Annotated in this window: 19 protein-coding genes and 1 pseudogene; 15 read left to right on the top strand and 5 right to left on the bottom strand. The window is 58.5% G+C overall.

Annotated features, from left to right (window positions below; all coding sequences use genetic code 11):
• Positions 1 to 1099, top strand: a 1099-nt coding sequence (locus JNM42_RS14530) for a PEP/pyruvate-binding domain-containing protein (RefSeq protein ID WP_294271552.1), incomplete at its 5' end; no start/stop codon positions are given.
• A gap of 483 nt (positions 1100 to 1582) precedes the next feature.
• Here JNM42_RS14530 and JNM42_RS14525 read toward each other — a convergent pair.
• The gene (locus JNM42_RS14525) at positions 1583 to 2515 is read right to left on the bottom strand and encodes a PEP-CTERM sorting domain-containing protein (RefSeq protein ID WP_294271547.1); all 933 of its coding nucleotides are present in this window, start codon (positions 2513 to 2515) and stop codon (positions 1583 to 1585) included.
• A 234-nt stretch (positions 2516 to 2749) separates the two neighbouring features.
• Here JNM42_RS14525 and JNM42_RS14520 point away from each other — a divergent pair, with 234 nt between their 5' ends.
• The 9 genes from JNM42_RS14520 to JNM42_RS14480 all read left to right on the top strand — a co-directional run bounded on the left by JNM42_RS14520 (position 2750) and on the right by JNM42_RS14480 (position 13777).
• Positions 2750 to 3211, top strand: a complete 462-nt coding sequence (locus JNM42_RS14520; protein ID WP_294271544.1) for a hypothetical protein — start codon at positions 2750 to 2752, stop codon at positions 3209 to 3211.
• A gap of 628 nt (positions 3212 to 3839) precedes the next feature.
• Positions 3840 to 4604 (top strand): PEP-CTERM sorting domain-containing protein, encoded by a 765-nt coding sequence (locus JNM42_RS14515; protein WP_294271541.1) that lies wholly within the window; start codon positions 3840 to 3842, stop codon positions 4602 to 4604.
• A gap of 101 nt (positions 4605 to 4705) precedes the next feature.
• Positions 4706 to 6802, top strand: coding sequence for an ExeM/NucH family extracellular endonuclease (locus tag JNM42_RS14510; protein WP_294271536.1), 2097 nt, complete (start codon positions 4706 to 4708; stop codon positions 6800 to 6802).
• Between the two features lie 69 nt (positions 6803 to 6871).
• Positions 6872 to 7789, top strand: a complete 918-nt coding sequence (locus JNM42_RS14505; protein WP_294271533.1) for a type I secretion C-terminal target domain-containing protein — start codon at positions 6872 to 6874, stop codon at positions 7787 to 7789.
• Positions 7790 to 7977: 188 nt separating this feature from the next.
• The gene (locus JNM42_RS14500) at positions 7978 to 9825 is read left to right on the top strand and encodes an EAL domain-containing protein (protein WP_294271530.1); all 1848 of its coding nucleotides are present in this window, start codon (positions 7978 to 7980) and stop codon (positions 9823 to 9825) included.
• A gap of 179 nt (positions 9826 to 10004) precedes the next feature.
• The gene (locus JNM42_RS14495; protein ID WP_294271527.1) at positions 10005 to 10592 is read left to right on the top strand and encodes a hypothetical protein; all 588 of its coding nucleotides are present in this window, start codon (positions 10005 to 10007) and stop codon (positions 10590 to 10592) included.
• Positions 10593 to 10646: 54 nt separating this feature from the next.
• Positions 10647 to 12641, top strand: coding sequence for an alkaline phosphatase (locus JNM42_RS14490; protein ID WP_294271525.1), 1995 nt, complete (start codon positions 10647 to 10649; stop codon positions 12639 to 12641).
• 25 nt (positions 12642 to 12666) lie between these two features.
• Positions 12667 to 13332 (top strand): PEP-CTERM sorting domain-containing protein, encoded by a 666-nt coding sequence (locus tag JNM42_RS14485; RefSeq protein WP_294271522.1) that lies wholly within the window; start codon positions 12667 to 12669, stop codon positions 13330 to 13332.
• 70 nt (positions 13333 to 13402) lie between these two features.
• Positions 13403 to 13777, top strand: a complete 375-nt coding sequence (locus JNM42_RS14480) for a hypothetical protein (protein WP_294271519.1) — start codon at positions 13403 to 13405, stop codon at positions 13775 to 13777.
• Between the two features lie 434 nt (positions 13778 to 14211).
• Here JNM42_RS14480 and JNM42_RS14475 read toward each other — a convergent pair whose 3' ends face one another.
• Both JNM42_RS14475 and JNM42_RS14470 read right to left on the bottom strand, forming a co-directional pair.
• Entirely contained in the window at positions 14212 to 14487 is a 276-nt protein-coding gene (locus tag JNM42_RS14475) for a hypothetical protein (RefSeq protein WP_294271517.1), read from the bottom strand.
• 181 nt (positions 14488 to 14668) lie between these two features.
• Positions 14669 to 15382 carry a CAAX prenyl protease-related protein gene (locus tag JNM42_RS14470; protein ID WP_294271514.1) on the bottom strand — a complete coding sequence of 238 codons (714 nt, stop codon included), beginning with the start codon at positions 15380 to 15382 and terminating at the stop codon, positions 14669 to 14671.
• Positions 15383 to 15491: 109 nt separating this feature from the next.
• Here JNM42_RS14470 and JNM42_RS14465 point away from each other — a divergent pair, with 109 nt between their 5' ends.
• Positions 15492 to 15620 (top strand): hypothetical protein, encoded by a 129-nt coding sequence (locus JNM42_RS14465; RefSeq protein WP_294271509.1) that lies wholly within the window; start codon positions 15492 to 15494, stop codon positions 15618 to 15620.
• 80 nt (positions 15621 to 15700) lie between these two features.
• Here JNM42_RS14465 and epsA read toward each other — a convergent pair whose 3' ends face one another.
• Positions 15701 to 16513, bottom strand: a complete 813-nt coding sequence (epsA, locus tag JNM42_RS14460) for an XrtB/PEP-CTERM-associated transcriptional regulator EpsA (RefSeq protein ID WP_294271507.1) — start codon at positions 16511 to 16513, stop codon at positions 15701 to 15703.
• 308 nt (positions 16514 to 16821) lie between these two features.
• Here epsA and JNM42_RS14455 point away from each other — a divergent pair, with 308 nt between their 5' ends.
• The 4 genes from JNM42_RS14455 to JNM42_RS14440 are packed head-to-tail and all read left to right on the top strand — an operon-like array spanning position 16822 to position 20356.
• A complete protein-coding gene (locus JNM42_RS14455; RefSeq protein ID WP_294271504.1) occupies positions 16822 to 18966 on the top strand; it encodes a secretin N-terminal domain-containing protein in 2145 nt (714 codons plus the stop codon).
• Positions 18967 to 18968: 2 nt separating this feature from the next.
• On the top strand, positions 18969 to 19448 hold the full coding sequence (locus JNM42_RS14450; RefSeq protein ID WP_294271499.1) for a type II secretion system protein: 480 nt from the start codon (positions 18969 to 18971) through the stop codon (positions 19446 to 19448).
• A gap of 3 nt (positions 19449 to 19451) precedes the next feature.
• Positions 19452 to 19832, top strand: a complete 381-nt coding sequence (locus JNM42_RS14445) for a type II secretion system protein (RefSeq protein WP_294271497.1) — start codon at positions 19452 to 19454, stop codon at positions 19830 to 19832.
• Positions 19826 to 20356, top strand: a complete 531-nt coding sequence (locus JNM42_RS14440) for a type II secretion system protein (RefSeq protein ID WP_294271495.1) — start codon at positions 19826 to 19828, stop codon at positions 20354 to 20356. The genes JNM42_RS14445 and JNM42_RS14440 overlap by 7 nt, the downstream gene beginning before the upstream one ends.
• A 150-nt stretch (positions 20357 to 20506) precedes the next feature.
• On the opposite strand, the pseudogene JNM42_RS19505 reads toward JNM42_RS14440, so the two are convergent.
• Positions 20507 to 20902 (bottom strand): annotated as a pseudogene (locus tag JNM42_RS19505) (hypothetical protein); the annotation flags it as partial.
• Positions 20903 to 20983: the final 81 nt, after the last annotated feature.

The raw sequence follows: 20983 nt of genomic DNA, 5'->3' as shown, positions 1-20983 counted from the left end.
CGGCACGCGCGATGAACGCGAGCTCGACTTTGCCGAGTTGAGGGAACTCACGCATCGATTTCTCGAAGTTTATGCGCAAGCGTCAGGCCACCCGTTCCCGCAAGATTGCGGACAGCAGCTTGCGGGGGCGATCGAGGCCGTCTTTGCCTCCTGGCAGTCCGCCAAGGCCTGCGAGTATCGACGCCTGAACAGCATACCCGACATGATCGGGACGGCCGTCACCGTGCAGAGCATGGTATTCGGCAATTCGGGCGGGCAATCCGGCGCCGGCGTCGGTTTCACCCGCAACCCGGCCACCGGTGAGCCAGCCTTGTGGGTGGATTTTCTCTTCAATGCGCAGGGCGAAGACGTGGTGTCGGGGCGGCGCAGTGCCCATGGGCATGACGAACTGGCTGTTGTCCTGCCGGAAGTCTGGCTGGCGTTGCAGGATGCTGCCCGGCGACTCGAAAACACCTTTGCCGACATGCAGGATTTCGAGTTCACCGTCCAGGACGCCCGGCTGTACATGCTCCAGACCCGCGCCGGCAAACGCACGCCCTACGCCGCCGCGCGCATGGCATTTGACATGCTCGACGCAGGCCTGATCGAGGCTGATCTCGCGCGCGAGCGCACTGCCGGGCTGGGCCGGGACGCGCTGGCGCTGCCCCGCATCGTCGCCCGGAATGGTGCGCTACTGGCGCCGCTCGCGCGGGCCGTCAGTGCCAGCAGCGGGGTGGCCTGCGGCGAAGTAGCGCTCGACGAAGCACGTGCCCTCGCTCGCCACGGTGCCGGCGTGCCGGTCATTCTGGTTCGTCGTGACGCCGAGACCAGCGATCTCGGCGCTCTCGAATCGGCCACCGGTCTGCTCACCCAGCGCGGCGCGCGTACCTCCCATGCCGCCGACGTGGCGCGTCAGTTGGGCAAGGTCTGTCTCGTCGGCTGCGCGGAACTGCAAATCGACGAGGACGCACGCACCATCACGCTAGGAGATACGAGGCTGCATGAGGGCGAACTGCTGACGCTCGACGGCAACGAGGGTGCTCTCTACGCAGGAGCCGTACACACCGAAATCGAATACCCGAGTGAACTTCTGGCACGGCTGGAGCTGCTCAGGCTGTGAGTCTGAGGAACTGTACCTAGCAGCGGCTTTTTGCAGATACGAATCAATGTCCGCTGCGCAGCTGATCGAGTCAGAACCAGGCTACCATCCCGTAATCTGACGATTGTTCTTGTCCGCATTGGTATCCTTTATGAGCACCAAAGTCCGGGGCCTGTAAAATTTTCCGCTTCAGCCGGCGGCACTATTGATCTAGTCTGGGTTTCATGGCGCTACTATATTTTGTAGAATGGAAAAACTCGGCCAGGACTACGTTACGAGTGAATCCTTAACCGCCTTGTTTCTCACAACTGAATACACGGTTCTGCATTCCCTTTCCTGTGTCGTAACGGTCGATCATCCTTAACTATGCGAGATCAATGAAAATATACTTTTAAATTCATTGTGCAACGCTCAGGTGAGGGCAACTCATTCGCCAATAGCACTGCTCTTGAAAAAGAAAACGGCCCTCCGATCGGCGGGCCGGTTTAGCGTTCGACAGCCGGTTTAGCGTCTGACGTGGCTGTCGCGACGGCGCACGATGGCGCCGATAAGGCCGAGACCGGCCAGAAAAAGGGCGAAATTTTCGGGTTCTGGAACCGGGGTGATTTCAGCGTAACCGCTCATCGTAGCGACATCGTTACCACCGCTGAGCTTGAACTTGGTTTCGATTTCCCAATAGTTGTAACTGCCGCTGCCGCTGTTATTTGCCGCAAAGGGGCCGTAGGTGTAAGACCCCTTTGCGGTGCCATTGGTCGCCGCAATGCCGACATCGACGCCGGCATTGACGAAAGTAGTGCCGTTGTCGGTGGACAGACGCAGTGTCTGCAACTTGGCATTGACCGGAGTGATCTGGACGTTGGAGCCGGCGACGCCGTTGGTCAGGCTGCCGGCGATATCGGCGTAGACCGTATAGGCACCGGAAATCGTCGGTACGATGGCTTCGCCGATGGCAAAGGTATAGGTCTGGGTGAAGGCCGTGTTGTTCTTTGCTGAAAAGCCGTACGTCATGATTGGATCAACGTTGCCACCGACGGCGTCGAGCATGAACGTCGAGCGCCAAGGGTTGCCTGCGTTTTCGATTGTGTTCTTTGTACCGTCCTGGTGATCCCAGGAGTTCCAGCGCCAGCCTTCCTTGGTGGCGATAATCTTTCCGTCGCCAGGGTTGATGATATTCTGCGTCTTCCAGGCCCAGCCGCCGGAATCGTTGTTCAGATTGACACCATTGTATGTTTTGTCGACGACGCCGATTGCTCCGGTTGTGGAATTGAAGGTCAGCAAGGGGGATAAATCGACGGACCAGTTGAAGGAAGATTTGTCGCCAGTTTCGGTGATAAAGGCACTGGCTTTGAGATTGGGTGTGAGAGTAGTCCCGGCAACTGCCGGAACAGAAGCAAATGCCACAGCCAGGGCCGCAGCAGCACATTTCAGGATTTTCATGGTCGTTTCTCGCTCGTGTTGATGAGTAAATGGTCGGGGCTGCCTACGAACCAGAGTGTCCATCGGGCAACGTGCTTATCATCCTATGGCTTTGTTACACGGTGACGTTCGGCACTGCCATTTATCATGATCCATTCAGATCATTTCCTCCTTTTATTGAGCGTGACTTCAGAAGCCACAATCTGACGAGAGTGGTTCTCTGTCTTCTTAACTTTCATACCATCGGTTTAGCCAATGGCAAAAGATCTTGGCATGGGGGTCCAGATTGTTGCAATACTTTCAAGAGCAACGTTTATTCTTTCCGCGACATCGTTCCCGTATGGGTTACTGACCTTGCAAGCATGCTCCTTCGATGCCGCCAGCAAAGCCGGTTATGAGGAAGCATTCAACGTACCTGCAGGCATGACTTATGCGTACTTCTTTATAATTGGTCGCTGCTATTCGAAGCAAATCCCAAACGTCAATGCAGCCGGGCTGCGTTCTGCGGAGAAGCCATGGCCGGATATGCCCAGATCGGTGCGGCGTCAGCTACAAGCAGTATTGGTGCAGGTGATCGAGCATGTGGAAATACCTGATTACCTGGATTGTGATGTTGGCGGTCTCGCTGGAAATGCTGCCATTCGCCAGTTCGCTTTTGGCAAATACATCGATGAATCTGGCTCCCACCTGATCTATTATACCATTGGCATCTTATGATTGGGCATCGTCATTGGGGTTATATGCGGCGTTATCCGCCAGATTCAGTTCAGAGCGCTTTGCATCGGACTGTTTTTTAATGGCGCTTACTGTTGCCTTCGCGTTTCTATTTTTTCATTATGTTGGCGGCCGTTCATGGTCCAAGCTGCTCGCCAACTACAATCTGCTCGAATGACGTTTCTGGGTTGCCGTGCTGGCCTGGGTCGCCATCGCACCGTATGTGTTCATTCCATTCAGGTATTAGCCGATGAATTTTGACAAGCGATACTTCACTCCTTGATCCACCAACAGGGTGATTGGCACTGATTCGCTACATGCATTGCTGCATGATGCTTTCAGCCTGCCCGAAAGTTTCAGTTCAGTATCATCGAACATGATAATTCATAATCGGCAGTCTGGTCATTGGGCAATTTTTCCGGTCCATGAGATGGAAAACGCGACCTGGACAAAGAGCGCCGGCAAACAGGAAATCCCTCATCATTTACAGGGGCGACTAGTCCATTCGGATCATGATTCTTGCAATGCACGAGGTAATGATTGTCACTTTACCCTCCTAAGCTCGGAATCAGCCTCGCAATTGAAATGCGAGTAGCCAAGGTCCACCATACAACTTAGCCTGGGGAAAACCATGATCCGAAAAACTCTGCTTGCTGTCCTGCTCGCCGCCTCCGGCGTCAGCGCCCACGCTGCACTCAATACCGGCGACATCGCCTTCACTTCTTTCAATGCGGACGAGGATGGTCTGTCTTTCGTTGCTCTCACCAACATCGCAGCCAATACCAACATTTACTTCTCCGACAACGAGTTTGTCAGCGGCGCATTTAATACCGGTGAAAGTTTTAACCAATGGAACAGCGGTTCCAGCGCAATCGCAGCCGGCTCCGTCGTACGCTTCAGTGCGTACGACAAAACCACGCTCAGTTCTTCCGTAGGCACCCTTAGTCGCGTTACCGTGTCCGGAAGCTCCAACTGGGGCATCGCCAACTCCAACGAAACGATTTACGCCTACCTTGGAACTGCTGCAACCACTCCGACTACCTTCCTCTCCGCCATTACCAACGGCAGCTTTACTTCCAATGGTCCACTGGATGGCACCGGCCTGACCGAGGGTGACAACGCAATACGTCTGAATACCTATGCTACCTCAGCCACTCCGGATTACGCCGAGTACAACGGCAGCCGAAACGGTGAGACCAGCTTCGTTAACTACAGGGCTCTGGTGAATAACGCGGCCAACTGGACGGTCGATACCACCGATGGAAGCTATGCGACAAGCGTTCCGAATACCACCGCCTTCACCATAACGGCCGTCCCGGAACCCGAAAGCTACGCCCTTTTCCTGGCCGGTCTTGGGCTGATTGGCGCAATCGCCCGCCGTCGCGTGGTTCGTTAAGTCCTCGCCACTGCCAACGCCTCCGCCCGAACAGCGGGGGCGTTCTTTATTCGCCGGCCTGCGCCTCCGTGTGCGCGGGCCGAATACAACGGAGAATTCCCATGAATAACACCCGGTTTCCCGACGCGCCCGTACCAAGGCGGATTTTCGCTGCCCTTGTGGCTGCCGGCCTGTTCACTTCCTCAGTCGCTTTCGCCGGCCCGGTGGTCATCAGCCAGATTTACGGCGCCGGCGGTAATAGCGGAGCGACGTACAGGAACGATTACGTCGAATTGTTCAACGCCGGCAACAGCACGGTCAGCCTGAACGGCTGGTCCGTGCAGTACGCCAGCGCTACCGGTACTGGCAACTTTGCCGCCAATGCGGTGGTTGCCTTGCCCAGCACTTCGCTGCTGCCTGGGCAGTATTTCCTTGTCCAGCAGGCCAGTGGTGGTACCAACGGCATCGCCCTGATCAGCGCCGACGCCAGTGGTACGCAAAACATGTCGGGAACGGCCGGCAAGGTCGTTCTGGTCAGCTCCGCCACCGGCCTCGGCTGCAACGGCGGCTCCACGCCGTGCTCAACAGCCCAACTCGCCCAGATCGTCGATCTGGTCGGTTTCGGCAACGCCAATTTCGCGGAGGGTTCTGCCGCCACCGCCCCGTCCGCCGCTACGGCTATTTTCCGCAAGGCCGGCGGCTGCATCGACAGCAACACCAACAGCGCTGATTTCGAAACCGGTGCTCCGGCGCCGCGCAACAGCGCCAGCCCCTTGTCCGCTTGTGGTGGAGTCGCAATCAACCAGCCCATCGTCGCTTCCTGCCCCGCCCTTGTCGCAGATCAGGGCATAGGCGGCAGCGTAGCCATCAGCGCCAGCGATGCCGACAGCACGGTCAATGGCATTGTCGCCAACGGCAGCCTGCCGCCCGGTATTACGCTTGATTCGATCACCCCTGCCGCCGGTGAAGGCGGCAGCGCCACAGCCAGCGTCTCGGTCGCCGCCAGTGTGGCGACCGGCAACTACAGCGTGCCGGTGCTGTTTAACAACGACGAGGCGCAGAGCGCCACGTGCACCGTCGCCGTCACGGTCCAGCCGGCCGCGGCCGTCACCCGCATCTACGACATCCAGGGTGACGGTAGCGCCAGCCCGCTCGTTAACCAGACCGTGACCACCGAAGGCATCGTTTCTGCCGTCTTCCCCAATCTGGGCGGCTACTACCTGCAGGATGAAAGCGGCGACGGCAACGTCACCACCTCCGACGGCATCTTCGTCTATGCCCCGGGCAACAGCGTGACGGTCGGCCAGAAACTACGCCTTACCGCGACAGTGGCGGAGTTCAGCACCGTTACCGAACTGACCGGCCCGACCAATGTGCAGGTGCTGGGCAGCAGTTTCACCGTGGCGCCGACCGACATCGTGCTGCCGGAAACCGTCGAAGGCGAGCTGGAACGCTACGAGGGCATGCTGGTGCGCATCGTCACCCCACTGACCGTCTCGCAGAACTATTTCCTGGGCCGCTACGGCCAGGTCACCCTTGCCGCCGATGGCCGCATGGAAATTCCGACCAACCACTTCGCACCCGGCTCGCCGGAAGCCTTCGCCCAGGCCGACGGGAATGCGCGCCGCCGCATCGTCCTCGACGATGGTTCAAGCGCCCAGAACCCCAACCCGATTCCCTACATCGGTGCCGACAACACGCTGCGCGCCGGTGACACGGTGCACGACCTGACCGGCATAATCGACCATGGCCTGATCACCTCCAGCGGCACCGGCCAGCGCGACTACAAACTGCATCCTACGGCGATCCCGGTGTTCAGCCGTGACAATACGCGCACGGCGGCTCCCGCCAGCGTCGGCGGCAGCATCAAGGTGGCCAGCTTCAACGTACTAAACTATTTCACCACCTTTACCGACGGCAAGACGAGCGATGGCCAGAGCGGCCAGGGGTGTACCCTCGGCGGCGCAACGTCAGCCGCCAATTGCCGCGGCGCCGACAATGCTTCCGAGTTCGCCCGCCAGCAAGCCAAGATCGTCGCCGCGATAAAAGCCGTCAATGCCGACGTCGTCGGTCTGATGGAAATCCAGAACAACGGGGTCGTCGCCGTGCAGAATCTGGCCAACGCACTGAATGCGGCCTATGGCAGCAACATCTATGCGGCCATTACGAACCTCAGCGGCAGCACCGGCAGTGATGCCATCCGCGTCGCCATGATCTAAAAGCTGGCAGCGCTCACCCCGGTCGGCCAGGCGTTTTCCGACAACGATCCGATCCACAATCGCCCGCCGTTGGCTCAGACCTTCCAGGCGGGCAACGGCGAGAAGTTCACGTTGATCGTAAACCATTTCAAGTCCAAGGGCTGTGACGGCGCCAGCGGCTCCGACACCGACCAGGGTGACGGCCAGAGCTGCTTCAACGCCCGCCGGGTGCAGCAGGCCAGCGAGCTTCTCACTTTCATCGAGACGGTCAAGAGCCAGTCCGGCGATGGCGACGTGCTGGTGATCGGCGATCTCAACGCCTACGGCATGGAAAATCCGATCACCACGCTGACTGGCGGCGGCCTCACCAATCTCATCGCCCGCTACATTGCCGATCCTTACTCCTACACCTTCGACGGTGAGAGTGGCTATCTCGATCACGCCCTGGCCAGCGCCAGCCTGACCGACCAGGTTACCGGCATCGGCGAATGGCACATCAATGCCGACGAACCATCGGTCATCGACTACAACACCGAGTTCAAGCTACAGGACCTGTATTCGGCGACGCCGTATCGCGCTTCCGATCACGACCCGGTCATCGTCGGCCTGCACTTGATGAAGCGTATCGACGGCAGCGGAAATCGCGACGTGCTGAAAGGAACCACGGCTGACGAGATCATCTACGGCGGCCTGGGTGGCGATGTACTCAGCGGCGGCGCCGGCAAGGACGTGTTCGTCTATCGCAGTCTCAACGAGGGCATCGATACGATCACCGACTTCGCCCCCGGCCAGGATCGTATCGATCTGCGCAGCCTGCTCGCCAGTATCGGTTACCGGGGCAGCAACCCCTTCGCCGACGGTTGGGTACGCGCCATCGCCAGCAATAGCGGTGTTAGCGTTCAGGTCGATGGCGATGGCCCGAATGGCCCGGCGGTTTTCACGCCACTGGTGACCTTGCGCGGCCTGACACCGTCGCAGATCGACGTAAGCCGTGATTTCAGCTACTGATTGATCAAGCACCCGGTAACAACAAAAGGCCTGGAGCTATTCAGTTCCGGGCCTTTTGTTGTCAACCCTGTACAAGGAATTATTGCCACATCAATCGCAGTTCCACGAACCAACGGATCAGCCAAGGCCTGTCATCAGGCTGTAACAGAAAACTGTGAAACTTGTCATTCAATTTCAACAGGGTAATCATGTTAAAACGTGAAGCTGGCCTGGACCATGCCCACGGCAATTCGCCGAGTCCTTTGCCGTACGAAAATTTATCAAAACCGAGTGTTGCCAGGAATGCTTATCTTGATTTCAAGGATATGCAGGTGGCGCCTTCGGTCAGGCAATTGCATCGGATGCTGCCACCCGTTACCCGCTCGGCGCTGTGCTGCGATGTCCTGAATCTGTTCATGCAGGACGCCAGTATTTATGCGATCCCGGTGATCGATGAGGCGAGCGTGCCGCGCGCCCTGATTGAGCGGCACGCCTACATTGAGTACTTCAGTCGCACCTATTCGATTGAGGTTTTCGGCAGGAAGCCCCTCTCGCAAATTGTCGATATTGCGCCGGCGATCAACAACAGGCCGATTGTGGTTGACGCGGCCACCAGCATCGACGACGTGGCGGCGATCATCATCGACGCCGGAATGCAACACATGGTCAGCGGCTTCATCGTCACCGACGAAAAAAAGTATCTTGGTATTGCCAACGGTCATAGTCTGCTCAACAGCATCACCCAGCGCAAACAGGATGAACTCTACTACCTGGCCCACTACGACCAGTTGACCCGGATACCCAATCGCATGCTGATGAACGACCGTCTGCACATGGCCTGTCGTGAAGCAAAACGGAACGGTACGCAGGTCGGCCTGATGTTTGTCGATCTGGATCGATTCAAGCAGATCAACGACACCATGGGGCACGGTTTTGGCGATCTCCTGCTGCAAGCAGTGGCCGAGCGGCTGGAGTCCTGCATCCGCTGCAACGATACGGTGGCTCGACTCGGAGGAGACGAGTTTGCCGTCCTTTTGGTGAATTTGCCCGATGCCCGCGAGGCGGAAATCACTGCCCGACGAATCGTCGATTATTTCCGTTTGCCCTTCAGTATACTCGAGCGAGAAATATTCATTACCGCCAGTCTGGGCATTGCAATATATCCGGTCGACGAGACGGAGAGCAGCAGCCTGCTGGCCAAAGCCGACGCCGCAATGTACGAGGCCAAACAAAGCGGTCGCAATGCATTCCGTTGTTACGCACCGGGGTTGGCCATGGGACTGATGGATCATTCGTCGCTTGAGTCGGACCTCAGACATGCAATTGCCCGCAACGAACTGGTGCTGCACTACCAGCCTCAGGTCAGCGTGGCGAGCGGCAAGACCATCGGTGTCGAGGCCCTGATCCGCTGGCAGCACCCGCAACGAGGCCTGCTCTCGCCTGCAGCCTTCATCAGGATTGCCGAAGAGAGCGGGTTGATCATCGACATCGGCAACTGGGTATTGCGCGAAGCCTGTCGTCAGCAACGGGCCTGGGCCTTGTGCCACAACCCGCCGCTACGCATGGCAATCAATATTTCGGCGGTGCAGTTCCGGCGCAGGAACTTCACCGAAAATGTGCGCCGGATCATTCAGGAAACCGGGATCGATCCGTGCCATATCGAGCTTGAACTGACCGAAAACAATGCCATGCATCATGCCGACGATGTGCTGAACACGCTGCGCGAGCTCAAGCGCATTGGCGTCAAGCTGGCCATTGACGATTTCGGCACCGGCTTCTCCAATCTCAGCTACCTGCAGCGTTTTCCGATCGATCGTCTGAAGATTGACCAGTCATTCATTCGCGGTATCGAAAACGTTCCGGCCAACGAGTCCATTGTCCAGGCCATAGTCTCCCTGGCCAGGAGTCTTTCGCTGGAGACGGTAGCCGAAGGCGTTGAAACGGCAGCCGAATATGAACTGACCAGCGCCTCGGCCTGCGACGAAATTCAGGGCTATTACCACGCCCGGCCGATGCCGGCCGAAGACCTGCTGAACTGGCTGTCCAGCAACCAATAGGGCAGTTTGGCGAAAAAATCATGCTCTTGGCGAATAGTCTGATCGGACTATGCGAAAAGCAATCGGGATACATCAAAGCTTCATTTCAGCGGGCTATGATGCCTTTCATTCTTGCACGAGGCACCCTCCACGGAGCGTGTTTCTCTGGCAAGCACAATTTTTCAGACAAGGAGTTGCAATTGAACCAATCATCAGCTACACGCAGGCATCTGAAACGCTTCATGATCCTGGCCTCGAGCTATCTGGCGATCGCCGCAAACGTCCAGGCCCATGGCATGCAGCCCAATGAAGCAGATAAAGCCGTCAGCGAAGTCCCGGCGGCAATCAGCGCAATTAAAGATGCCGGCCCCGCGCCGGAGGGAATGACCGACCTGAAATTCCGCGAATTCTTCCGCCTGCCGGTCGGCCCGCGCGGCCTCGAACCCACCGAGAAACTGATCTCGCTTGACGGTAAACGTGTGCGCATCGTCGGCTTCATGGCGCACCATGAAACACCCATGGCCGACGCCTTTATCCTGTCGCCCGTGCCCGTCACGCTCGGCGACGAAGACGAAAGCCTGGCCGACGATCTTCCGGCCAGTGTCATATTCGTACATGCCGCTCAACCGGAAGGCCGAACGATTCCATTTTTCCCCGGTCTGTTGCGCTTGACCGGAACCTTGAGTGTCGGCCCGCATGAAGAGGCCGACGGCCACGTCTCGGCAGTACGCATGCAGCTCGACCCGGATCTGACCCGACTGATGCTTGCCGGCCAGCCGCAAAAATAATCCCGCAACGTTTCCCCGCCGCCCCAACCTCACATTTGTCTAGGAGCCGTCAATATGAACACGCCCGCATTTACACGCAACTGCATGCATCTCATGATCAGCGCCGCACTCGCCTCAATGGCCAGCGCGGCCTTTTCCGCCTCCCCCTCCACGCTGACCATCTCCCGCCTGACGCCGCCGTCCAACCCCATCGTTAGCGGCGCCAGCACGCTGGCGCGCTTCCTGCCCGGCCAGCGCTTTGACCTGCAAGCGACGGTGCAGCCGATTGCCGGCCAGGCTATCTCGTCGGTCGAATTCAAGGTTGATGGTGTGAGCGTCGGCACCGTTACTGCCGGTGCGACCTGCAGCGACAAGGTCGCATCAGGCAACAAGGGGATGCTGCCCGCTACGGCCATCACGGCGAGCGTACCGTGTGCCGTTGCTGCCTCGATTCGTGCTTACTCCAACTCCGCTGCCGGAATGCACACCCTGACCGCCAAAGCCACGCAGAGTGACGGCGCTGTCGTCGAGCGCAGCGGCAACTTCGAAGTCGTCGGCATCATTCCCAACAACGGCCGCACGGCCAAGAACATCATCATCATGCTCGGCGACGGCATGGGCGCCGCCCACCGCACAGCCGCCCGCATCATGGTCAAGGGCTATGCCCAGGGCAAGGCCCAGGGACGTTTGGCGATGGACACCTTCCCCGTCACCGGCATGGTGATGACCTCTTCGCTCGACTCCATCGTCACCGACTCGGCGCCCGGCATGGCCAACTACGTCAACGGCAACAAGGCGGCCAACAATCAGGAGGGCGTTTTTCCGGATGACACCAGCGATGCTTTCGATAACCCGCGCGTCGAGTACCTTTCCGAATTCCTGCATCGCACCAAGGGGACTACGCTGGGTATCGTGACCACCGCCGACGTGTTCGATGCCACGCCGGCGGCCAACGCCGTGCACACCTCGAACCGTGGCAACGGTACCGGCATCGTCGACCAGTACCTTGACGACCGCAATCTGACCGGCCTGACCGTTCTCATGGGCGGCGGTCGCAAGTGGTTCCTGAGCAACCCCTCCAACACCACCAGTCCGCAGCCGGTCAATGGTTCGCAGCGCAAAAACTCTTCCGACTACGTTTTGCCAGGTGACATCGTTGCCGGCTGGGGCGCCGCAGCCGGAGCGCTTGACGCGTCACGCGATCTGATCGCCAGTTTCCAGAGCGCAGGTTACACCTATGCCGCCGACAAGACCGCGATGGACTCCGCCGGCGTTCCCGACAAGCTGCTCGGTCTCTTCAGCTTCTCCAACATGAACGTGGCCTTCGACAAAATCAACGCTCGTCGCGGTGCCTCCAGCATCGTGAACGACTACGGCTTCCCCGACCAGCCGATGCTCGACGAGATGACCGACAAGGCACTGCAGGTACTCAACAAGAACAACGCCAACGGCTTCGTGTTGATGGTTGAAGCGGCTTCGATCGACAAGCAGGCCCACCTGATGGACAGTGACCGCTGGATTCTTGAAACCATCGAATTCGACCGGGCCATAAAGAAGGCCCAGGACTTCGCCAGCACCAATCCCGACACCATCGTCATCGTCACCGCCGACCATGAATGTGCCGGAGCAGCCATCATCGGCGCCTACAGCGGTGGCGGTGCGGCGAAGACCAGCGTTCTGACTTATCAGGACGCCAAGTTCCCGAAATACACGATCAACGCCGACGGCTATCCGGCCAGCACCGACGTGAGCGGCAAGATGCTGATCGGTTACGGTGCCAACGCCGACCGTTACGAAACCTGGCAGTCCAACCCGCAGCCAACCCAGGATTCGCAGCAGCCCTTTGTCGGTAGTGCACCGCTGAACACCTATCCGGCCAATCCGAATGTGCGCAATTCAGGCACCGGCTATCTGGTGTCCGGTCAGGTGTCTGGCGAGCAGGCGGTGCATACCGCGACCGATATCCCGCTGTCGGCCTACGGTCGCGGTGCATCGTTATTCACCGGCGTGTTCGACAACACCGACGTGTTCTTCAAGCTTGGCCAGATCGCCGTCGGCGGCGCCAAGTAATCCAACCTGACAAAGGATTTTCTCCATGCGCAAGAATCTTTTCAGTCTGCGTGCCACGATGCTGGCGGCGGCCCTTGTGGTCACCTCGGCAACGGCGTCCGCTGCCAATTTCTCGGCCTCCTTCAACTTCGACAATGTCGCCTCCGGCAGTGTCGCCGATACGGCCCTGGGCTCATACGCCTCACTTATCCATTTCGGCAATGCAGGCACGGTGGACGACGTCGATGCCTGGGGCGATCTGACAGGCACATTCCACTGGATCGACGCGACGACCACTTACGGCAACGTGCTGGCCAAGAACGACGGCAGCGCAGTTTCGCTACCCAATGTGCTGTGGAACGACAACCAACCCATCCTCGTAATGTTCTCCGCACCACAGACCATCGCGTCGTTCTCCATTCAGCAGGACATGTCGAAATTTGGCTATCCGGGCAGCAGTTACATGGCCTTCCTCGACAGCACCGGCCACGAAATCGCCGGAGCGCAGTTTTCGTACACCCAGTACGAAAATCCGGGACTGCTGATCCAGAGTACCGGTACCTGGACGAATGTCAGTGCCGTACTGCTGGCCGGTGGCAAGAGCTATGACAATATGTCGGTCTCTGCCGTACCCGAACCCGATGCCTACGCGCTGATGCTCGCTGGCCTCGGCCTGTTCGGCTTCATGCCCCGTCGCCGCCGTTCGCACTGAAACCTCCTCCCTGCTGTACTTTAACCAGCGCCTGAACTTCACGGCGCTGGGTTTTTTTATGATTCCAATCATGCCACCGACCTTGCCCCGCCGATTCACAACAGCCTGCCTTCTGTTCGCCCTGATTTCGTCTGCCGCTGTCGCCGAGAAACTTCCCGAGAACGAGATTTATGTCTCACAGGACGAAAATGGTATCGAGATTTTCAGCAATATTGCACCGCCGCCGATGCCCCAGGAAAAAAACAAACTGGCGGCTAGGACAAGATCGACCGTCATCGCGCCGGCAGAGTTGGGCGGCAGGTCAAGGATCGGGCAGGAAAATGCCGGCCAACAAGCTGCCGGCCCCGGTGAAATCAGTGATAGCTCCGCTCAGGAAGTTGCCGCACTTTCTGTTGACAACGTCATCCAGGCGCTGCAAGTTGCTGAAGAACCGCAGGACCACTGAGCTCTGTGCGGCAGACAAGGGCTAAGTGTCGCCAAGGCTGATGGATTGCAAATTCACCAATCAAACGGGCAATGCTTGCAATGGCATTGCCCAATCTTCTACTATAGCAAAATGAGATGACGCGTCGTCCCGGCGCACCACAAGGGTATTTGAGCCCTTGGCCCTGACACCTTCGGGGCAATAGCTGTGACCCAGTAACGGGGTACCATTCTGGATACCGGCCTCCGCCGGTGTGACGTGCTCTGAATAATAGCCGGTCGATGTCATTGGTTTGAGATCGCGCCATTAAACTATGCTGGCAAAAATTCGAGCCAGACCGGAAGTGCGGCGGGCGCAACAATGAAAGCCACTCGTCGAACCGGAGGACGAAGAACAACTCCCCGGCGCCCCGCTAGCGAAAGGATGAAAGGGGCAAAGTAGCCCCGCATGCCGGGCTAGTCGTTCAGATAGTGAAGCTGACTATTCGAGCCCAGATGGCCGGCGAGCCGGAGGAACTCGTGACCTTCCTCGCGCTCGTCAGAGTCGCACTCGCCCGCTTCGTCACCCGTCTTGTCTGAATCGATGCCACGCCCTTTCAATTCCCGGCGTAGCTCATCATCCGACCACTTTGCGAACCCGGCAAATCCGTTTTCCAGAATGCCCTGCAACCAGAAGACCTGGCGCAAGTCCACCATTCGCTCTACCGTATCGTTGACCAATACAGCAATCATTTCACTCCTTGACATGGAAACTTCCTTTCAGAAATGCGGAATCAGTATCCGCGGTGCCTGCATCATTCCAGCTAATTCTTTCCGGGTGATGACAGCGAAATGATTCTTTCAGCACTATCGAGCGAATAAAGGCCTGGATTGAGTCCGGCGCCAGCCAGCCTGGTTCCGCGCCACTTGCCGCCTACCAGAAATGCCACTGTCCGGTACGCACCACCCAGACCCCGAGCAGGAGATTGGTCAGGCTGTGAGCCACAATCGGTGGCCACAGGCTGCTGCTGCGCCGGTAGAGCCAGCCGTAGGCCAGCCCGGCGAAGATCCCCGCCAGCCATAGGCCGTGCTCGAAACCGAATACCAGCGAAGTCAGCAGCAGGGCACGCAGGCTGCCTGCAGCCGGCGCCAGCGCCAGAAAATCCTTTTGATCGATCCAGCGCTGCACAAATGAACGCCAGAAAAGCTCCTCCATCACCGGCACCACGGCGGCTGCACCAAAAATGCGGACAAGGACCAGCGGCCAGTCAATTTTGCCAGCATCGTTTGTCGGTACGAAGCCTGACCTGGCCTCGCCGAGCGTCATCCAGCCGCTGTCGAGATTGATCCACATCACAAAAACACCTGCCCCGAGCAACAGGGACAAGCACCAGTCGGCGAAACGCACCGACTTGGGCACCTCCAGCTCAAGGTAGTCGCGACGAAAAATCACCAGTATGCCGAGGACGAGCGTAATCTGCATGGCATAGAGCCAGCGCAGATCGATTGGCAATCCGGACGCCAGCTCACTTTCGGTTTGCAACGTAGGCAGCGATGAAGCCACGACCAGAAAAACAATGTAGCAGGCGAAGGGCAGGCCGCGCGCCAGCACCGGTCGCAAAGGTGGCCGCATTGAAGTGCGGGTCATGACAGGCTTTCGCCAGCGCGTCGCTTCGCCCCGCTGTTGACAGGCGCCAACAGAAGCAAGTGGGTCATTTCCCTCAAGAACAGCTCCTTTCGCACCAGACTTTGGCGCCATGCTCGACGACAAAAGACAAATGCATCATTTTGCCGAACAGGCACTCGACAAGTCCTTCAGCGCGCTGGCGCGGCATTTCGGCTTGTGGCTGACGCAGGTGTTCGTTTTGCGGCCTTGGTCTGTCTGAATCATTTTGCTTCGTTTTTTTCATGGTCATTCCCCTGAGCGTTTTTACCATGACCGGCTTCATCCGCTAAGGGTGCGGATTCAGGCCGAGCCGTTGTAACCGACGATGAGCCTCATCGCCGTGGCTTTGGAAACAGCCTGGGCGCGATTGCGTACCTTGAGCTTGCGCAGGATCTTCTGCACGTGGTTCTTGACGGTGAGCGGGCTGATGTTAAGGAAAGTTGCGATCTCCTGGTTGCTCTTGCCCTCCTGCACCCAGACGAGGATTTCCAGTTCGCGCTCGGTCACTGTCTTGCCCAGGTCGTAAAAACACATGCTGTCGTCAACTCCGAGCGCCACGCGCTCGCTCCGTCCGAGCGTGCGCAGGAAGGCCATGTGAATGTTCGGCATCAGCAATTCGATGAAATAGGCGTGGCGCAGCGTGAGATTGTTAGGCATTTGCGCGAAAAAGAAAAAACTGCTGTTGATACCGCTGCCATCGACGGGCGCACTGCCATGCCCGGCAGCGCTGCCGAAATTGATACCTTCGAGCCGGTGACCAAATCGCTCATAGAGTGCCAGCGGCAAGTGTTTTCCAGGTGCCATCAGGATGGGCGATTCGCCAGCTTCACGCCAGGCGCTCATGGCCTGCATTACCAGTCCATCATCCTTATCACAGACCTCCTCGAAGGTCTGCTCGCTGACGATACATGAGTTGAAGCGATCCATCGCCATCACCTCCTTGCCGTCACGGGTAAACAGGCTGATCAGAATTTTGTGCGGAATGAAGGCCTGCAAGGGGCCTTGCGTCCACAGGTAGAACTGATGGCGCCGCCTGACCTGCAGTGAGGTCTCGATGGCGCGCAGCAGGTTTTCCTGCTCCTCGTCCGTTAGTATGTAAAATGCTGCGTTCATGAATCCCCAAATCGCAAGGTCGAGCGTGCTCCGCTACAGCGGAGATTCTTATGTGTTGTGAGGCAACGATCATGACAGCCCTGTATTTCAATCAGATTTTGTTTTTGTTGCGAGAGACGATTTGATGCTAGCTTTTGCAGGATGTCGCTCGGACGGGACAGCCCGCCAGTTTTTCTTAAGTCGGGTTAGACTGGCAAGAGCACAGGACGAACCCGAACTGCAAAAATGATCGCCTATCAATATCTGTAGTTCACACATCTGTAACGCTCTGTTCATAACATGCTAAGCTTTTGCGATGGATACTGACAATGTTGCACGGATTTAAAGCCTGCCTGAGACGGTGCTCGATTTACCTGCTGCTGGCCATCGTGCTGGCAGGCTGCGCCAACCCCTTTTACAAGCAAGGGCTTGATTCCATGGCCGCCGGCAACCGGGAACAGGGCATCGCCGCGTTGGAAAAAGCGGTTCAGGACGAGCCACGCAATGCGGAAATCAAGGCCGCGCTGATTCGTAACAAGGGCCAGACCATCGATTCCTATCTGAGCGACGCCGAACGCCTGCGCGCCTCCGGACAGCCGGAGGCCGCCGAAGAGGCCTACCGGCGGGTGCTGACGATAGAAGCGAACAATGTCCGGGCCATGCAGGCCATGGAACAGATCGCGGTCGACCGGCGCAACCTCGCGCAGTTACGGCAGGCCGAACAGATGCTCAACAAGGGCGACGTGATGGGGGCCGAACGCATCGTGCGTACCGTTCGCGGGCAGGATCCGCTCAACCCGCTGGCGCGGCGCCTGCAAGAGCAGATCGACCAGAAGCGCGAAAAGGAAAACAGCCCGGCATCAAATCCGGCGGTCAAGGCGGCACTGGCCAAACCGGTCGCGCTGGAGTTTCGCGATGCCACCCTGAAATCGGTCTTTGAGGTTTTGTCCCGCTCGTCCGGGCTTAACTTTGTCTTCGACAAGGACGTCAAGGGCGACAGCAAAGTCACCTTCTTCGTCCGCAACAGCCCGCTCGAGGACATCATCCGGCTGATCCTGACCACCAACCAGCTGGAAAAAAGGCTACTCAACGAAAACAGCTTCCTGATCTACCCGAATACGCCAGCCAAGGCCAAGGAGTATCAGGAACTGGTGGTGCGCAGCTTTTACCTGGCCAATACCGACGTCAAGCAGGCACAGAATCTGATCAAGACGGTAGCCAAAAGCAAGGACGTTTTTGCCGATGAAAAGCTCAACCTGATCATCGTCAAGGATACACCTGATGCCATTCGCCTGATCGAACGCCTGATCGACTCTCTCGATCTGGCCGAACCGGAAGTGATGCTTGAAGTTGAGGTGATGGAAGTCTCGCGCAGCCGTCTCAACGAGCTGGGCGTGAAATGGCCGGATTCGGTAGGCTATGGCTTGCTGCAGGCGCCGCAGACGACGACGGTGCTGGTCAATGGCGTGCCGCAGAGTATCAGCACAACGCCCGGCGGTACGCTGGCGCCTGGCTATATCAACCTGAACAACGCATTTCCGCTGACCAGTTTTGTTGCCAACCCCGCCCTCATGCTCAATATCAAGGGCAATAACGCCGACACCAATCTGCTCGCCAACCCGCGCATCCGCGTCAAGAACCGCGAAAAAGCCAAGATCCACATCGGCGAAAAGCTGCCGGTATTTACTACCACCTCGACCGCCAACGTCGGTGTTTCCGCCTCGGTTAGCTATCTCGACGTTGGCCTCAAGCTCGACGTCGAATGCAATGTCACGCTCGACGACGAGGTGTCGATCAAGGTCGGGCTGGACGTCAGCAACATCGTCAAGGAAGTGCCCGGACCCTCCGGATCGCTTGCCTATCAGTTGGGCACGCGCAGTGCAACGACCGTGCTGCGTCTCAGGAATGGCGAAACCCAGGTACTCGCCGGCCTGATCAGCGACCAGGACAGAAAAAGTACCGCCCACCTGCCCGGTCTTGGCGAGATGCCGATCCTCGGTCGTTTGTTTGGCACCCAGCGCGACGAAAACATCAAGAGCGAGATCATCCTGCTCATCACGCCACGCGTCCTGCGCAATATACATCGCCCGGATTTCGGGCAGCCGGCGCTGCCCTCGGGCACCGAATCGGCCATTGGCTCGGCACCGTTGAAAATCAAGACGCCAGGAGCCAGGTCGCTGGAAATGAGCTCAGGGGGGGCGGGCGGGAGAACCACGCCGATCGCGCAAGATATGGCCGTTCCAGTCGTGGAGCCGATCGCGGCGCCAATCTCGGCACCAGTCGCAGCGCCAGTTGCGACACCATTCGCAGCGCCCGACAACATCGAGCCGCCAACGGCTGCTTTTGGTCAGCAACCCGGTTCCCCGGACGGAGCCGCTCCTGGCAGAGAAAACAATCCCGAAGCGTTTGGCGCTCCGCCGGCAAGCCGGGAGCCCATGCCCGCAGCACAGCCGCATGTGCTGAAACCCAATTAGCCATGATCGGCAAGTCTGGCCGGGGGTTTACCCTGATCGAACTGGTCGTCACCGTGGCCATTGTCGGCATCCTGGCACTGGTTGCCATGCCCATGCTGGAGATGAACGTCAAGCGGCAGAAGGAAACCGAGTTACGCGCCGCGCTGCGCGAGATACGCGGCGGCATCGACGCCTATCGGCGTGCGTTGGACGAGGGAAAACTGGAAAAAAAAGTCGCTGAAAGCGGCTACCCGCATCGACTCGAAGAACTGTACCAGGGGGTCGAGAATATTCAGGATCCGAACAAGCCGAAAATCTTCTTCCTGCGCCGCCTGCCGCGCGACCCGTTCAACACCGATCCCTCGCAGACGGCTGTGCAGACCTGGGGTAAGCGCAGCTATGGCAGCCCGCCCGATGCGCCAACCGAAGGCGCCGATGTCTTCGACGTCTATTCGCTGTCCAGCGGAGTGGGTCTCAACGGTATCCCCTACCGGGAGTGGTGAAACATGAGGTATGCAAGAAAAGGCTTCACGTTGATCGAACTGCTGGTCGTCATGTCGGTAATCGCCACGTTGCTGACGATTGCCGTTCCGCGCTACTTCCAGCATCTCGACCGGGCGCGTGAAGCGGCGCTGCGTGAGTCGCTGGCGGTAATGCGTGACGCCGTTGACAAGTATCACGGTGACACCGGCCGCTACCCTGAAACACTGGAGGATCTGGTCACCCGGCGCTATCTGCGCAAGGTGCCGCCGGACCCGATCACCGAGAGTACGGAAACCTGGGTCATCGTGCCGCCGCCGGACGAGCCAGGCCAGAAAAAGGTCTGGGACATCCGCAGTGGTGCCGAAGGGCAGGGGTTGAACGGTAGCGCCTACAGCTCATGGTGATTCCCACCCATCGACAGCCCGGTCACGGCCTGGATGCGCTTCACCGGCAGGCTGGCATCACCTTCCTCGTCGTGCTGTTTGCAATGGCCATCGCCGGCATCGCGCTGGCCGGTACCGGCGTTCTCTGGCAACTGGAAAGCCGGCGCGAAAAGGAGAAGGAACTGCTTTTCATCGGCGAGGAATACCGCCGCGCCATCGACCGCTACTACGACAAAACACCGGGTGCGGCCAAACAGTACCCGGAGAAACTCGAAGACCTGCTCCAGGACAAACGCTTTCCGGTGCCCGTCCACCACCTGCGACGCCTCTACCGCGATCCGATGACACCTGATGGCGAGTGGGAACTCATCAAGCAGCAGGGACGCATCACCGGCGTCGCCAGCAAGTCGCGTGAAGAACCGATCAAGATCGCTGGCTTCGCCACCGGGCAAGAGGATTTCGAGGGCGCCGAGAGCTATGCCAAATGGCGCTTCATCAGCAACGGCAACAGCCTTCCAAGTGCTCCTGTAGCGGCACCGGGGTAGCTTTAAAGTACGGCCCGAACCGGATATCGCTTTTTCCTCGGCCGGGATGACTTTCAGATGGCCCTCTGTGCTGTAGTCGAGATGCAGGCCATCCGCCGTGACCAGTGCCGCGCCGAGATGGCGTGCCGTAGCGGCAATGATTCGCTCTGCCGGGTCGGGATGAATATTTCCAGGGAGGCGAGTGCCGGCAACAGCGATCTCGGGCGACAGCGCTTCGAGGCGCAGGCCAGGGAGGGGCAGTGCGGCCTGTATCCATTCGCCCACATCCTGTTCCAGGACCCGCCGATCCTTGCTGACCAGGGCGGCAATTTCCCCTGCCGAGATTGCCGACAGATAGAGCGAGTCGGCGTTGGCCGCATCCTGTATCGCTGTACGGGCCTTGACGCCCTGACGCTCGTTGCCGCCCAATAACCAGATTGGCGACTCGGAATCTGTAAATTCTGTAGGTCGGGTTAGGCTGCAAGGACGTAACCCGACGTAATGAAGCTCAGTTTCCTGAAGCGTCGGGTCACCAACGTAAAACAAGTGCAAGCATGGCCGGCACACTTCTTCAGCCCGGCAACGCCACCATCAGTCAACTCACTCCAAGATTTGCTACCCCCACGAGGCACTGAATCCAGTGCCGAT

The organism is Propionivibrio sp. (assembly GCF_016790145.1).
GTDB lineage: Bacteria > Pseudomonadota > Gammaproteobacteria > Burkholderiales > Rhodocyclaceae > Propionivibrio.
This window is presented reverse-complemented; position numbering and strand designations above follow the sequence as displayed.